This window comes from Mariniflexile sp. HNIBRBA6329 (genome assembly GCF_043558645.1).
Taxonomy (GTDB): domain Bacteria; phylum Bacteroidota; class Bacteroidia; order Flavobacteriales; family Flavobacteriaceae; genus Mariniflexile.
This window is the reverse complement of sequence record NZ_JBIFXS010000017.1, coordinates 24618-38187: the sequence shown is the minus strand read 5'-3', so window position 1 is coordinate 38187 and position 13570 is coordinate 24618. Positions and strand designations below refer to the sequence as shown.

Below are 13570 nucleotides of genomic sequence, written 5' to 3'. Positions count from 1 at the left end.
ATTAAATAGAGTAAATTTTTCAAGAGTTTTTATGATAATAGCAATGTAAACATATAGATAAAAAGCATGCAATTTGGCAAAGCGATTTATTACCAAAGCGATTTGTTATAAATCAATAAGAATTTAAGCAAATCAGTAAGAAAAAAAGTGGACAACTAATTGTAAAGTAAAGGGTATTCATAAACTTTCTTCATCTAAAAAAATCAAACAAACTAATTTATTTCATCATTTTTAATAAGAAAAGCACAGGGTATTTTGCTATTATTGCAAATAAATCTCTCAAACTAAGTGATAGAATCATTCTTATTTTTATTTACTGGCATTATTGGCTTAGTTACCATAACTATAATGATTACGTCATATAGATCTAACCCATTTTACAACGCTTATTTATTACTCATTATTTGCACAATTTCCTTTAGGTTTTTAACTCATGGAACTTATGCGTTGAGCATACAGGATTTTTTTAAACCAGACAAAGGGCCACATTCCGTTTTTTATTTAATAATTGTACCGTGTTTTTACTTGTACCATAAAAACCTTGCTCTTCAAAGCAAATCTTACAACCCAAAAGATTTAAAGCATCTTATTTTTATTGTGTGTCTATACTTTATTAACGTAAACAACTTTATAAAGGAAAACTACATGTCTGACTATGGAAAAATAACTAACTTCATCTTAGTATTTTTATTCCTAGTTACTTACATAGCAGTTATATTCAACATTTTAAGAAAAAATATTTGGTTTAAAAAAGACCTTTTAATTAGCGATACACATTTTAAATTGGTTAGAAATTGGACTGTTTATTTGTTCTCTATAAATGTTTTAGCGGTTTTAATTATACTAATTTCTGTTTATACTGAAGCAAATAAAGACCTTCTTCTTTCAGGAAAATCGCTAGCTACTTTTTCCTTACTTTTTTGGTTATTTATTTATTTTAAAATTTTAACGACTCCAGAAATACTATACGGACTTCCTATTCTGAACAAGAAGATTTTAAAATTTGGCATCACTGAACAAGAAACCGAAGAGGTTTCAACCTTAAAAAGTAATAACTGGGTTTTAGAAGTAAGTGATCAAAAAAACGATCAAGATTTAAAATTACAAGAAAAAATAATATCTAACATTGATAGCTATATTCAAGAAGTTGAAAAAATCTGTATAGAAGAACATATTTTTAGAAACCCAAAAGCATCACCTACCGATATTGCCAATAAATTGGGCGTTCCCACAAGCCATATCGTGTACTTGTTTAAATACCATTCCAAGATCTCTTTTTCCGAATACCGCATGCATTCAAGAATAATGGATAGCATCAATTTAATAGAGCAAGGTTATTTAAAAACTAACACTTTAGAATCGTTAGCATACAAAACAGGATTTGCTTCTTACAATCCGTTTTTTAGTGCTTTTAAGAAAGTAACTAATTATTCTCCACAAGACTATTTAAAAACCTACAGAAGTGCGGTTTAGTTTTAAAATTTCATGTGTAAGTATTCTTTTTGAAGTTGGATTTGCCTTTCTTTAAGACCTAAAATAAATTTTTGATGTGCTTCAGAATTTGGATTGAAAGGTTTATGCTGAAGCCCTTTTTGAACTTCATCTACAACTTTCATAGTTTTTATTGCATCATGTGACATCCAAACTTCTTGGAATTTTTCCCAAATGTAATGGATTGCTGTTTGATTGGGATGCAACATATCTTCAGCATAAAAACGATAATCGCGAAGTTCGTCCATCATGATTTCAAAGGAAGGGAAATATGATAATTGACGATTGTCGATTGACGATTGACGATTTAAGAACTGATAGATTGCACTAATTAAATGCGCCTTACTCTGCGTATTTTCAACAAAACCATCTTTAATGTGGCGTACAGGGGAAACGGTGAAAATGATAGAAACTTTAGGATTAACACTTTTAATGGAATCTACAATGGCTTCTAAAGATTGCGTAATTGTTTCAACCGAAAGTAGTTCTTTATCAAACTGCCTTTGTGGTACCTTATGACAATTCGCTACTAACTGATTCGATTCTAAAAAACGATATACCCATGCTGTTCCTAAAGTAATGATGATGTGGGTTGATGTGTTGATTTGTTGATTTGTTGCTTCAACTGCATGATTCAAATTACTTAATAACACATCTTTTGAAGGGTTGCTTAGTTTTGAATGCGCCTCAAAACAATGCCACTGTTCATTACAAAAAAAGATGTCTTTTTCTGAATATTCCCTATGATTAATAGCGCTTGAAATTAAAGTCTCAATAGCCTTAGGCTGAAACAAAATACCAAACGAGTTTTGAAGATTTTGAAACTTGAAATACGATAACTTCTCCCCAATGTTTTCAACAAAACAAGACCCTAACAGTAGTATATTAGAGTTATAGTCTATTAGGTTGTCAGACTGTTTTTGTAATGGTATTTGCGTTTGTAGTTTCATTTTTCAAAGTTGCTAAGTTACAAAGATGCTAAGTTACAGAGAACTATTATTAGCTTTGAAGCTTTGTAACTTTGCTTGTTTGAAACTCATTTAAACTATCCTATATAATTTTTCGCCTTTTCCAAAGCCTCATCAATCCCTGCTGGATTTTTACCACCTGCTGTTGCAAAAAACGGTTGTCCGCCGCCGCCGCCTTGAATATACTTTCCTAGTTCACGAACTACTTGTCCGGCATTTAAGCCTTTACTTGCCACCAACTCTTTTGAAATGTAGCAAGATAACAACGCCTTACCATCATTTTCAGTTGCGAATAACAAAAATAAATTATCGCTGTTTTGTCCTAATTCAAAAGACACATCTTTAATGCCCGAAGCATCTAAATCTAATTTCTTAGCCAAAAACTGAATGCCGTTTATGTCCTGCAATTCGTTTTTAAGTTCGCCTTTAATGTTTTTAGCTTTTTCTTTTAATAAAACTTCAATCTGCTTTTTTAAATTGGCATTTTCATCCTGTAAATTTTGTAGTGCTTTAACAGGCTCTTGGGCATTGTTAAGCAACTCTTTCATTTCAAAATATACTTTGTTGTTTTCAGAATAAAAGTCTTTTACAGCATCATTGGTTATGGCTTCAATACGACGAATTCCTGCCGCTACCGCACCTTCAGATATGATTTTGAAATGCCAAATATCTCCTGTATTCTTAACGTGCGTACCACCACAAAGCTCAATAGATTTTCCAAATCGAATGGCACGAACCGTATCGCCATATTTTTCACCGAACAGACTCATAGCACCTTCGGCAATAGCTTCTTCTTTAGGAATATTTCGCTTTTCAACCAAGGGTAATTTACCCGATATTCTTGCGTTTACAAAATTTTCAACATCTTGCAATTCTTCGTTTGTAAGCTTTGAAAAATGCGAAAAGTCAAAACGCAACCCTTTTGAATGCACCGCACTGCCTTTTTGTTCTACATGCGTGCCTAAAATTTCGCGTAAAGCTTGGTGCAATAAGTGAGTTGCTGTATGGTTACATTCGGTTCTGTAACGCTGCTTTTCATCTACAACCGCTTTAAATGATTCATTTAAATGATTTGGTAAATTTTTAGAAAAATGAATAATAACGTTATTCTCCTTTTTAGTATCTAAAATATAAACCACATCGCCATGTGTATCTTCCAAATAGCCTTTATCGCCTACTTGCCCACCACCTTCAGGATAAAACGGCGTTAAATTAAACACCAATTGATACATTTCGCCATCTTTCTTAGAGACAACTTTTCTGTATCGTGTTATTTTCACATTAGCCTCTAAGCTATCGTATCCAACAAATTCCTCATCGGCATCTTCCTCTAAAACAGTCCAATCATCGGTACTCATTTCGCTTGCTGCACGTGATCGATTTTTTTGCTTTTGAAGTTCTTCATTAAAGCCTTTTTCGTCTAGTTTTAAGCTTTTTTCATTTAGAATCAGTGCCGTTAAATCGATTGGAAACCCGTAAGTGTCATATAGTTCAAAGGCTTTTTCACCTGAAACGGTATCCCCTTTTGTTTCCTCAACAATACGGTTCAACAATACCAAACCTTGATCTAAAGTTCTTAAAAACGATTGTTCTTCTTCTTTAATAACGTTTTCAACCAATTGTTTTTGTGCTTTCATTTCTGGAAAGGCCGATCCCATTTTTTCGCTTAACACATCAACCAGTCTGTATATAAAAGGTTCTTTTTTATCTAAAAACGTGAAGCCGTATCGCACCGCACGACGTAAAATACGGCGAATTACATAACCCGCACCTGTGTTACTAGGCAACTGCCCATCGGCAATTGAAAAGGCAACAGCACGCACGTGGTCTGCAATAACACGAATGGCAACATCTACTTTCTCCTCTTTACCATATTTTTTATCGGTAATGGTTTCAATTTCTCTAATTATTGGTGTAAACACATCGGTATCGTAATTAGATTGAACCCCTTGCAACACCATACACAAACGCTCAAAGCCCATACCGGTATCGATGTGCTTATCTGGTAAACTTTCCAAACTACCATTGGCTTTTCGGTTGTACTGCATGAATACTAAATTCCAAATTTCCACCACTTGGGGATGGTCTTGATTTACCAAATCTTTACCAGAAATTTTAGCTTTTTCCTCCGCAGAGCGAATATCAACATGTATTTCACTACATGGCCCACAAGGACCTTGGTCGCCCATTTCCCAGAAATTATCTTTTTTGTTTCCTTTTAAAATACGATCTTCAGAAATAAATTGCTTCCATAAATCGTAAGCGTCGGTATCCATGGGAAGGTTATCCTCATTACTACCTTCAAAAACCGTTACGTATAAAATATCTTTATCAATACCATAAACTTCAGTAAGTAATTCCCATGCCCAGGCAATGGCTTCTTCTTTAAAATAATCGCCAAAACTCCAGTTACCCAACATTTCAAACAAAGTATGGTGATAGGTATCGTAACCAACTTCTTCTAAATCATTATGCTTACCAGACACACGCAAACATTTTTGGGTATCGGTAATACGGCTGTTTTTTGGTTGTGCGTTTCCTAAAAAGTATTCTTTAAAAGGTGCCATACCCGAATTTACAAACATTAAGGTAGGGTCATCTTTTAAAACCATAGGTGCAGATGGCACGATGCTGTGCTTTTTATCTTCAAAAAAACTTAAAAATTTAGAACGAATATCTTGTGATTTCATCAATTTAATTAGTTACTGGATTGTTAAAATGATATTAATTGAAAAACAATTTTTATCTTTACTCTTTTCATAATATTTCAAACTTTAATAAAAAACGACTTTAATCTTAGTATCAAACAATTAAAAAGATACTATTTAAAAAATTTGTACGTTAGCTATTAAAATTAAATATATACGGCATTTAATAAAGTGCAAAAATAGAATAAATTAGGAAATGAGTAAGGTAAAATATTATTACGATGCAGAATCGTTGTCTTACAAGAAAATACAGCGCAAAAAAAGGAATACACTTAAGTACGCCGCAGTGTTTCTTTTAGGGTCTGCTTTATTTGGATTCTTATTTGTTTTTTTGGCAAGTCAATTTGTGGAATCGCCTAAAGAACGTAGCCTTAAACGTGAATTACAAAATGCTGAATTACAGTTTGAGTTGTTGAATAAAAAAATGAAAGAAGCCGAAACTGTTTTGGCTAGTATTGCAGAAAGAGACAACAATATATACCGCGTTTATTTTGAAGCAAACCCCATACCGGACGAACAACGCAAAGCCGGATTTGGTGGTGTAAATAGATATAAAAACTTAGAAGGTTTTGATAATTCCAAATTAATTATAGAAAGCAATAAACGTTTAGACATTCTTCAAAAACAAATAGTGGTACAATCGAAATCGCTTGACGAAATTGCCGTACTTGCCGAAGAAAAAGAAAAACTATTAGCCGCCATACCAGCTATTCAACCCGTAAGAAATGAGGACCTTAAAAGAATGGCTTCAGGTTATGGTATGCGTTCAGACCCTTTTACCAAGGTTAGAAAAATGCATTATGGCATGGATTTCTCCGCGCCAAGAGGGACGCCCATTTATGCAAGTGGTGATGGCGTCGTTGAACGTGCAGACAATACCGCTACAGGGTATGGAAACCATATAAGAATCAACCACGGTTACGGTTACGAAAGCTTGTATGCCCATTTATACAAATACAATGTTAGAAAAAACCAAAAGGTAAGACGTGGCGACCTTATAGGATTTGTTGGTAGCACAGGACGTTCGGAAGCGCCACACTTACACTATGAAGTTTTTAAAGATGGCGAACGTATCAACCCCATTAACTTCTACTACGGAAGTTTAACAGCCGAAGAATTTAACGAAATGTTGGAGCATGCCTCATTAGAAAACCAATCTTTAGATTAATGCATATAGAACTACCCGAAAAACGATACTACAATATTGGCGAAGTTGCCAAAGCATTTGGTGTAAACACTTCTTTAATTCGCTTTTGGGAAAAAGAATTTGATGCCCTTAAGCCTAAAAAAAATGCTAAAGGCAATAGAAAATTCACACCAGAAGATATTAAAAATCTTAAATTCATTTACCATTTAGTAAAAGAACGCGGTTTCACGCTTGAAGGTGCTAAAATTCATCTAAAAGAAGAAAAGCAAGAAACACTTTCAAACTTTGAAATTATCAGCAAATTAGAAGATGTAAAAAATCAGCTCATAAAAATAAAGCAGCATTTGTAACATTTTTCAAGAATTGACTACTTACAGAACATAAACAAACTATAAACCAAAAAATTTAATTACAATGAAAAAATGGCTTATTCCAGTTATTATTATTGCCGTTATTGTTTTCGGACTTTACTCTTGGGCAAAAAACTTTAATAACACTGCTGTAAATTTAAAAGAAACCGCTACTAAAACATGGGGTGATGTAGAAAGCAGCTACCAACGCAGAAATGACCTTATTGGCAATTTAGTAAAAACAGTACAAGGAGCTGCCGATTTTGAAAAAAGCACTTTAGAAGCCGTGATTAAAGCAAGAAGTGAAGCTACCAAAACAACTATTGATGCCAACAATTTAACACCCGAAAACATGGCGCAATTTCAACAAGCGCAACAAGGCTTAACTGGAGCACTATCAAGATTACTACTGGTTGTTGAAAGATATCCAGACCTAAAAGCGAATCAGAACTTTTTGGAATTACAATCGCAATTAGAAGGTACTGAAAACCGCATTAACGTAGCCAGAGATCGCTTTAACGAAGCTGTAGAACCATACAACAAGCATATAAAAATATTTCCAAATTCATTATTAGCAGGTATGTTTAATTTTGATCAAATGAATTATTACAAAGCCGATGCAGGAAGCGAAAAAGCACCCGATGTAGATTTTAATTTTTAAATAAAACTACCGAACACCTATTATTATGTCGAACCATGTTGAAGATTTTTTAACCGCAAGTGAAGAACAAGAGGTTATTGAAGCTATAAGATTAGCCGAATTAAACACATCGGGCGAGATACGGGTTCATATAGAAAAAACCTCTAAAGGTGATGCTACCAATCGTGCATTAGAGGTTTTTTATATGCTGAAAATGGACAATACCAAACTACAAAATGCCGTATTAATCTATGTGGCTGTGGATGAAAAAACCTTTGTTATTTATGGCGACAAAGGCATTAACGATGTGGTTTCCAAAAACTTTTGGGATAGTACCAAAGATGTCATGCAAGCACACTTTAAAGCTGGTAATTTTAAACAGGGTTTGGTTGATGGTATTTTAAAATCTGGAGAGCAACTAAAAAAGTTTTTTCCTTATATGGATTCTGACACCAACGAACTCTCTAACGAAATTTCTAAAGGGTGAAATATTCAGTATCTAGTTTGCAATCACAGTCTCAGTTTAAGAAAAATAGCCAATTAATTTTATTCTTATTAATTACTATTTTATCTTTTAGTTTTTCCTACGGGCAATTTAAAATTCCGAAAAAACCAGATTTCCAAACGAGTGTTTACGATTATATTGATTTATTATCGCCTTCTGAAAAAACTGCTTTAGAAGAAAAATTAATTAAGTATTCAGATACTACTTCTACTCAAATAGTAATTGCTACCATAAATTCCACCGAAGGTGAAAACATAGATTATTTAGGCACAAAGTGGGCACATGCTTGGGGCATTGGGCAGGCTAAAGAAGATAATGGGGTGTTTATTTTATTGGCAAAAGGCGACCGTAAAATTTCTATAAAAACAGGCTATGGTGTTGAGCATTTGCTTACCGACGCGATGTCTAAACGCATTATAGAGCTTGAAATTATTCCTTATTTTAAACAAAACGACTATTATGGTGGTTTAAACAAAGGTGCTGATGCTATTTTTGAAGTTTTAACTGGCGAATATAAAGGCACACGTAAAACATCAAATCAAAACGGATTTCCTGCAGAGTTCATTATCATTCTGGTTTTTATATTCATTATCATCTTAATCTCCATTTCAAAAAACAGACACGGTGGCAACGGCGGAAACCGTGGCAACAGATCTGGTGGCATAGATATTTTAGAGGCCATAATTTTAAGCAACATGGGGCGTTCATCTGGCCGTGGTTTTGGCAGCGGCAGCTCTGGTGGCGGCTTCGGCGGTGGCGGCGGTTTTGGTGGAGGCTTCGGTGGTGGCGGTTTTGGTGGCGGCGGTGCTTCTGGGGGTTGGTAAGCATGAAAAAGATTATAATTTACATACTATTTGTTGCTACTGTTTTTGTTTCTTGTAAAACAAAAACTGAAGAATTTTCAGGAATAAGCCAATCTGTAGTTCAAGATTATGCCCAAATATTTTCAAAAACTGAAACAGATTCTTTATCCAAAAAAATTATAGATTTTGAGCAATTTTCAACAAATGAAATATGCGTGTACACTATCGATTCTATTCCAAATGATGAAACTGCATTATATTATGCCACAAAAATTGCCAATAATTTAGGTGTTGGTAAAAAAGAAAAAGACAACGGACTTTTAATACTTATATCTAAATACGACAGACAAATTGGAATTGCTACAGGTTATAGCACTGAAAAGATTTTTACAGACTACATGTGCAAAACAATTATAGAAAGCACCATAGTCCCACAGTTTAAAAATGGAAACTATTATGAAGGCATTAATAATGCTTTGGATTCTATAATGACCAAGTGGAAGTAAACGCTACTTCTTACGCATATAAACACTCACAGGGACACCCGTGAAATCGAATTTTTCACGAAGTTTATTTTCTAAAAAACGTTTGTAAGGTTCTTTGACATATTGGGGCAAATTACAGAAAAAAGCAAATTGCGGTTGTGGTGTTGGCAACTGCATAACGTATTTTATTTTTACATACTTTGCTTTATTTGCTGGCGGTGGATAACTTTCAATAATAGGTAACATTACCTCGTTAAGCACACTTGTTTTAATCTTTTTGGTACGGTTGTTATAAACCTCAACGGCTGTTTCTATGGCTTTGTAAATACGTTGTTTAGTTAATGTAGAAATAAAAATAATTGGCACATCGGTAAAAGGTTCCATTTCTTTTCTAATGGCTTTTTCGTATTCTAGGGTTGTTTTATGGTCTTTTTCTACCAAATCCCATTTGTTTACTAAAATAACCACTCCTTTTCTATTGCGCTCTGCCAACCAAAATATGTTCTGGTCTTGACCATCAAACCCACGGGTAGCATCTAAAACCAATAAACACACATCGCTATGCTCTATAGCACGCACACTACGCATTACAGAATAAAATTCTAAATCTTCTTTTACTTTTGATTTCCTGCGGATTCCCGCCGTATCTACCAAGTTAAATTCGAATCCGAAACGGTTGTATTTCGTATCAATTGCATCTCTAGTAGTTCCAGCTATATCAGTTACTATGTATCTATCTTCTCCTATTAAAGCATTAATGAATGATGATTTTCCTGCATTTGGGCGACCAACCACTGCAAAACGAGGCAGGTCTTCATTAACCACCGTTTCTTTTTCTGGCAGCGCTTCCACCAAAGCATCCAATAAATCGCCCGTACCGCTTCCGTTTATACTGGCAACGGTAAAATATTCACCCAAACCTAAAGAATAGAACTCTACAGCATCTTCGGCACGTTGGGCATTATCTACTTTATTAACTACAAGAAATACCGGTTTAGTAACTTTACGAAGTAATTTGGCAACATCTTCATCCATTCCTGTTACGCCACTTTCTACGTCAACCATAAAAATAATTGCATCGGCTTCATCAATTGCCAACTCTACTTGTTTGTCTATTTCGGCTTCAAAAATATCGTCACTTCCTAATACATAACCACCTGTATCTATTAACGAAAACTCTTTCCCATTCCAATCACTCTTTCCATAATGGCGATCCCTTGTAACCCCACTAACAGCGTCAACAATAGCTTCTCTACGTTGAATTAAGCGATTAAAAAATGTTGATTTCCCTACATTTGGACGACCTACTATAGCTACGATATTACTCATCTTGTTTGTTGTAAACAGTCTTAGACTGATTTATTATTTATTTCTTGAAATATTTTGCAAAAATAGGAAATATACACTACCTAAAGTGCTTTTTTACAAAAGATTAAAATACAGGGTATTTACTAGTTATTATAACCAAATCGGCGTAACTGTTGTTGGTTGCTTCTCCAGTTTTTATTCACTTTTACATAAGTCTCTAAATGGATTTGCTTGCCAAAAAAGGCTTCTAAATCTTTTCTCGCTTCAACACCCACACGCTTTAAAGCACTTCCTTTATGCCCAATAATAATGCCTTTTTGGGTTTCACGCTCCACCATAATAACGGCACGTATCCTGATAATTTCCTCTTCTTCAAAAAACTCTTCAGTTTCTATTTCAACAGCGTATGGAATTTCTTTTTTATAATGAAGCAGAATTTTTTCACGAATGGTTTCGTTTATAAAAAAACGTTCTGGCTTGTCGGTTAGCTGGTCTTTGGGGTAAAATGCTGGCGATTCGGGCAACAAATCGATAATTCTATTAAATACTTCTTTTACATTGAAACCTTCCAAGGCAGAAATGGGAAATATTTCAGCATTCGGTACTTTTTCTGCCCAAAGCTGTACTTGGGTTTCCAATTGTTCTTGGTTCGATTTATCAATCTTATTCAAAAGCAATAATACCGGTATTTTTGAACTTGTTATTTTATTAAAAAAGGCTTCATCTTTCAACTCTTGTTCACCAATTTCAACCATATATATCAACACATCGGCATCTTCAAAAGCAGACTTTACAAAGCCCATCATACTTTCTTGCAGCTCGTAAGCGGGTTTTATAATACCTGGGGTATCAGATAAAACCATTTGAAAATCGTCGCCATTAACAATACCCAAAATACGATGACGGGTGGTTTGTGCTTTCGAGGTGATGATAGACAATTTTTCACCTACAAAGGCATTCATTAACGTAGATTTACCCACATTAGGATTTCCTATTATATTTACAAAACCTGCTCTGTGGTTCATAATTGTTGTTTTTTTAAGATACTGCAAATTTACAACCATAAATTCAATTACGAATTATGAATTCTAAATTACGATCTAAATAAATTTATGGACAAAAAAAAAAAAAACAGAAAGTTTCCTTTCTGTTTTTACTGTTTTGAGTAAGTTTTATTACTTATTCAACTATTTCCAATAATTCAACTTCGAAAATTAAAGTAGAATAAGGCTTAATTTTTTCTCCTGCTTGTCTAGCACCGTAGCCTAAATCTTGAGGAATAAAGAATTTGTATTTAGAACCTACAGACATAAGTTGTAAACCTTCTGTCCACCCTCTAATAACCTGTCCTACTCCAAACTCGGTTGGCTCACCTCTATCAACAGAACTATCAAAAACAGTACCGTCAATTAATGTTCCGTGGTAATGTACTTTTACTTTAGATTCAGCGGTTGGTTTAGCGCCTGTTCCTTCTTTTAATACTTTATATTGTAGACCGCTTTCTGTTACTTTAATACCATCTTTAGATTTGTTTTCTTCTAAGAATTTTTCACCTACAGCTTTTTCTTTTTCAGCTTCTTCTTGTTGTTTTTTCATGTTTTCAGCTTGTTTCTTTTGAAAATATGCTGACAAAATAGCTTGACTATCACCTTCTTTTAACAAAATATTGGTAGAATCTAAAACGTTCATGTAACCCTGAATGAATAACTCGCTATCTATTTCAGAAACACTAGTTTTTACATTTCTAGCAACGTCCATTCCAATGGCGTAACTAACCGAGTCAATTTCTGTTTTTAATTCTCTATTAGAAACACTTTTGCCACCACAAGATGATAAAATTGAAGCTGTTAACACAACTCCGAAAAATTTAATTATTTTCATTTTCTTATTTTTATTTAATTTGATGCCAAAAATAGCAAATTTAAATTCAGAATAAAGCAGTATTATACGATTTTTAACAGATATTCATAATATTACCATATTATACTAACCTTTTACTTTGGATTAATAAACGTATCTATTTCAGATAGTGATATTTTAGGATTTGCACCTTCACTTTGTGCCACCAAAGCACCAACAGCACAAGCAAAATCTATAGCTTCTTGAGGATTTATATTATTTAATAATTGACTAATTAATGACGCTAAAAAAGAATCGCCCGCACCAACAGTATCTTTAACTTTTATCTGATAACCGCTGTTGTAATAAAAGCTATCATTATACAGAAGAACAGCACCGTGGGAGCCTTTTGTAACACAAATATGTTTGGTATTAGTTTTTTGGGAAATGTAACGTATATTTTGTTCCATGGAATGGAATTTGGAATCTAAATACCCACTAACCTCATATAATTCATCATCATTAAATTTTATAAAATCGGCTTTATTCATTAAATAGATCAACACCTCTTTTGTGTAATGTGGCGGACGAAGATTTAAATCGAAAACCTTATACTTAGCATGTTCCAAAAGCCCATACAAAGTTTGTTTTGACACCGAACTTCTAGCAACCAAACTGCCATAAACAAAGGCATCATTAGATTTCACCAAATCTATAACCGCTTTATTAATTGAAATATAATCCCACGCACTTGGAAAATTAATTTCGTAAGATGCCGAACCTTTTTCATCAAGCAATACTGCTACTTCTCCTGTTTTAAAATCATTTGTTACCTGAATACAAGCTGTATTTACATTATTTTCGGCAATATAGTTTACAAGAGCATTTCCAAGCGCATCATTACCAACACTACTTATCATGGCAACCTCATTGTTTAAAGACTGCAAGCGCAAAGCAACATTTAAAGGTGCGCCTCCTATTCTTTTTTGTGATGGAAAAACATCCCATAGTACTTCCCCGAAACAAGTAATTTTTGCCATAACTTATAATATATATTGAATTTAGAACAGTTTTTAGTCTAATTACAGTCAACTAAGATATTATTTTTATGCAAATGCTTCTATTATTTCACCAAAAACCATTTTCTAAAGGAAATATTTATTTGGATATCTAAAGCTTGTCCATCTGCAAATTGAATGTTTTCAGATATACCTGTATTTTACTCAACACATAAAAATGTTGCCCCTTTTAATATTGAATTTAGAGAAATAAGTTTAAATATTTAAATCAAACCGTTTTAAAGATTCAAATTCCGACTTCATTCTT

The 13570-nt window shown here is 33.8% G+C and carries 13 protein-coding genes; 7 read left to right on the top strand and 6 right to left on the bottom strand.

Features of this window, described 5'->3' with window-relative positions; all coding sequences use genetic code 11:
* Window positions 1-645: 645 nt before the first annotated feature.
* Window positions 646-1473: a helix-turn-helix domain-containing protein gene (locus ACGK9U_RS14495; RefSeq protein WP_394467183.1), complete on the top strand. Its 828-nt coding sequence runs from the start codon at window positions 646-648 to the stop codon at window positions 1471-1473.
* A gap of 2 nt (window positions 1474-1475) precedes the next feature.
* Here ACGK9U_RS14495 and ACGK9U_RS14490 read toward each other — a convergent pair whose 3' ends face one another.
* Window positions 1476-2441 (bottom strand): GSCFA domain-containing protein, encoded by a 966-nt coding sequence (locus tag ACGK9U_RS14490; RefSeq protein ID WP_394467181.1) that lies wholly within the window; start codon window positions 2439-2441, stop codon window positions 1476-1478.
* A 95-nt stretch (window positions 2442-2536) separates the two neighbouring features.
* Window positions 2537-5149 (bottom strand): alanine--tRNA ligase, encoded by a 2613-nt coding sequence (alaS, locus tag ACGK9U_RS14485; protein WP_394467179.1) that lies wholly within the window; start codon window positions 5147-5149, stop codon window positions 2537-2539.
* A gap of 214 nt (window positions 5150-5363) precedes the next feature.
* Between alaS and ACGK9U_RS14480 the strand changes: the two genes are divergently transcribed.
* The 6 genes from ACGK9U_RS14480 (at window position 5364) to ACGK9U_RS14455 (ending at window position 9118) form a co-directional block, all read left to right on the top strand.
* The gene (locus ACGK9U_RS14480) at window positions 5364-6335 is read left to right on the top strand and encodes a M23 family metallopeptidase (RefSeq protein ID WP_394467178.1); all 972 of its coding nucleotides are present in this window, start codon (window positions 5364-5366) and stop codon (window positions 6333-6335) included.
* Window positions 6335-6664, top strand: a complete 330-nt coding sequence (locus tag ACGK9U_RS14475; protein ID WP_394467176.1) for a MerR family transcriptional regulator — start codon at window positions 6335-6337, stop codon at window positions 6662-6664. The genes ACGK9U_RS14480 and ACGK9U_RS14475 overlap by 1 nt, the downstream gene beginning before the upstream one ends.
* Before the next feature lie 64 nt (window positions 6665-6728).
* Window positions 6729-7325, top strand: coding sequence for a LemA family protein (locus ACGK9U_RS14470; protein WP_394467174.1), 597 nt, complete (start codon window positions 6729-6731; stop codon window positions 7323-7325).
* A 25-nt stretch (window positions 7326-7350) separates the two neighbouring features.
* On the top strand, window positions 7351-7791 hold the full coding sequence (locus ACGK9U_RS14465) for a TPM domain-containing protein (protein ID WP_394467173.1): 441 nt from the start codon (window positions 7351-7353) through the stop codon (window positions 7789-7791).
* The gene (locus tag ACGK9U_RS14460; RefSeq protein ID WP_394467171.1) at window positions 7788-8633 is read left to right on the top strand and encodes a TPM domain-containing protein; all 846 of its coding nucleotides are present in this window, start codon (window positions 7788-7790) and stop codon (window positions 8631-8633) included. The genes ACGK9U_RS14465 and ACGK9U_RS14460 overlap by 4 nt, the downstream gene beginning before the upstream one ends.
* A gap of 2 nt (window positions 8634-8635) precedes the next feature.
* Window positions 8636-9118: a TPM domain-containing protein gene (locus tag ACGK9U_RS14455; RefSeq protein WP_394467170.1), complete on the top strand. Its 483-nt coding sequence runs from the start codon at window positions 8636-8638 to the stop codon at window positions 9116-9118.
* 3 nt (window positions 9119-9121) lie between these two features.
* Here ACGK9U_RS14455 and der read toward each other — a convergent pair whose 3' ends face one another.
* The 4 genes from der to ACGK9U_RS14435 all read right to left on the bottom strand — a co-directional run bounded on the left by der (window position 9122) and on the right by ACGK9U_RS14435 (window position 13284).
* Window positions 9122-10426 carry a ribosome biogenesis GTPase Der gene (der, locus tag ACGK9U_RS14450; protein WP_394467168.1) on the bottom strand — a complete coding sequence of 435 codons (1305 nt, stop codon included), beginning with the start codon at window positions 10424-10426 and terminating at the stop codon, window positions 9122-9124.
* Window positions 10427-10548: 122 nt separating this feature from the next.
* On the bottom strand, window positions 10549-11430 hold the full coding sequence (era, locus tag ACGK9U_RS14445; RefSeq protein WP_394467167.1) for a GTPase Era: 882 nt from the start codon (window positions 11428-11430) through the stop codon (window positions 10549-10551).
* Window positions 11431-11584: 154 nt separating this feature from the next.
* Window positions 11585-12286: an FKBP-type peptidyl-prolyl cis-trans isomerase gene (locus ACGK9U_RS14440; RefSeq protein WP_394467165.1), complete on the bottom strand. Its 702-nt coding sequence runs from the start codon at window positions 12284-12286 to the stop codon at window positions 11585-11587.
* A 113-nt stretch (window positions 12287-12399) separates the two neighbouring features.
* Window positions 12400-13284 carry a carbohydrate kinase gene (locus tag ACGK9U_RS14435; protein ID WP_394467164.1) on the bottom strand — a complete coding sequence of 295 codons (885 nt, stop codon included), beginning with the start codon at window positions 13282-13284 and terminating at the stop codon, window positions 12400-12402.
* Window positions 13285-13570: the final 286 nt, after the last annotated feature.

What these genes read in the sequence shown, in the direction of transcription:
- ACGK9U_RS14495 (WP_394467183.1), top strand. Translation starts at nt 646, where the DNA reads ATGTCTGACTATGGAAAAATAACTAACTTCATCTTAGTATTTTTATTC.
- ACGK9U_RS14490 (WP_394467181.1), bottom strand. Translation starts at nt 2,441, where the DNA reads ATGAAACTACAAACGCAAATACCATTACAAAAACAGTCTGACAACCTA.
- alaS (WP_394467179.1), bottom strand. Translation starts at nt 5,149, where the DNA reads ATGAAATCACAAGATATTCGTTCTAAATTTTTAAGTTTTTTTGAAGAT.
- ACGK9U_RS14480 (WP_394467178.1), top strand. Translation starts at nt 5,364, where the DNA reads ATGAGTAAGGTAAAATATTATTACGATGCAGAATCGTTGTCTTACAAG.
- ACGK9U_RS14475 (WP_394467176.1), top strand. Translation starts at nt 6,335, where the DNA reads ATGCATATAGAACTACCCGAAAAACGATACTACAATATTGGCGAAGTT.
- ACGK9U_RS14470 (WP_394467174.1), top strand. Translation starts at nt 6,729, where the DNA reads ATGAAAAAATGGCTTATTCCAGTTATTATTATTGCCGTTATTGTTTTC.
- ACGK9U_RS14465 (WP_394467173.1), top strand. Translation starts at nt 7,351, where the DNA reads ATGTCGAACCATGTTGAAGATTTTTTAACCGCAAGTGAAGAACAAGAG.
- ACGK9U_RS14455 (WP_394467170.1), top strand. Translation starts at nt 8,636, where the DNA reads ATGAAAAAGATTATAATTTACATACTATTTGTTGCTACTGTTTTTGTT.
- der (WP_394467168.1), bottom strand. Translation starts at nt 10,426, where the DNA reads ATGAGTAATATCGTAGCTATAGTAGGTCGTCCAAATGTAGGGAAATCA.
- era (WP_394467167.1), bottom strand. Translation starts at nt 11,430, where the DNA reads ATGAACCACAGAGCAGGTTTTGTAAATATAATAGGAAATCCTAATGTG.
- ACGK9U_RS14440 (WP_394467165.1), bottom strand. Translation starts at nt 12,286, where the DNA reads ATGAAAATAATTAAATTTTTCGGAGTTGTGTTAACAGCTTCAATTTTA.
- ACGK9U_RS14435 (WP_394467164.1), bottom strand. Translation starts at nt 13,284, where the DNA reads ATGGCAAAAATTACTTGTTTCGGGGAAGTACTATGGGATGTTTTTCCA.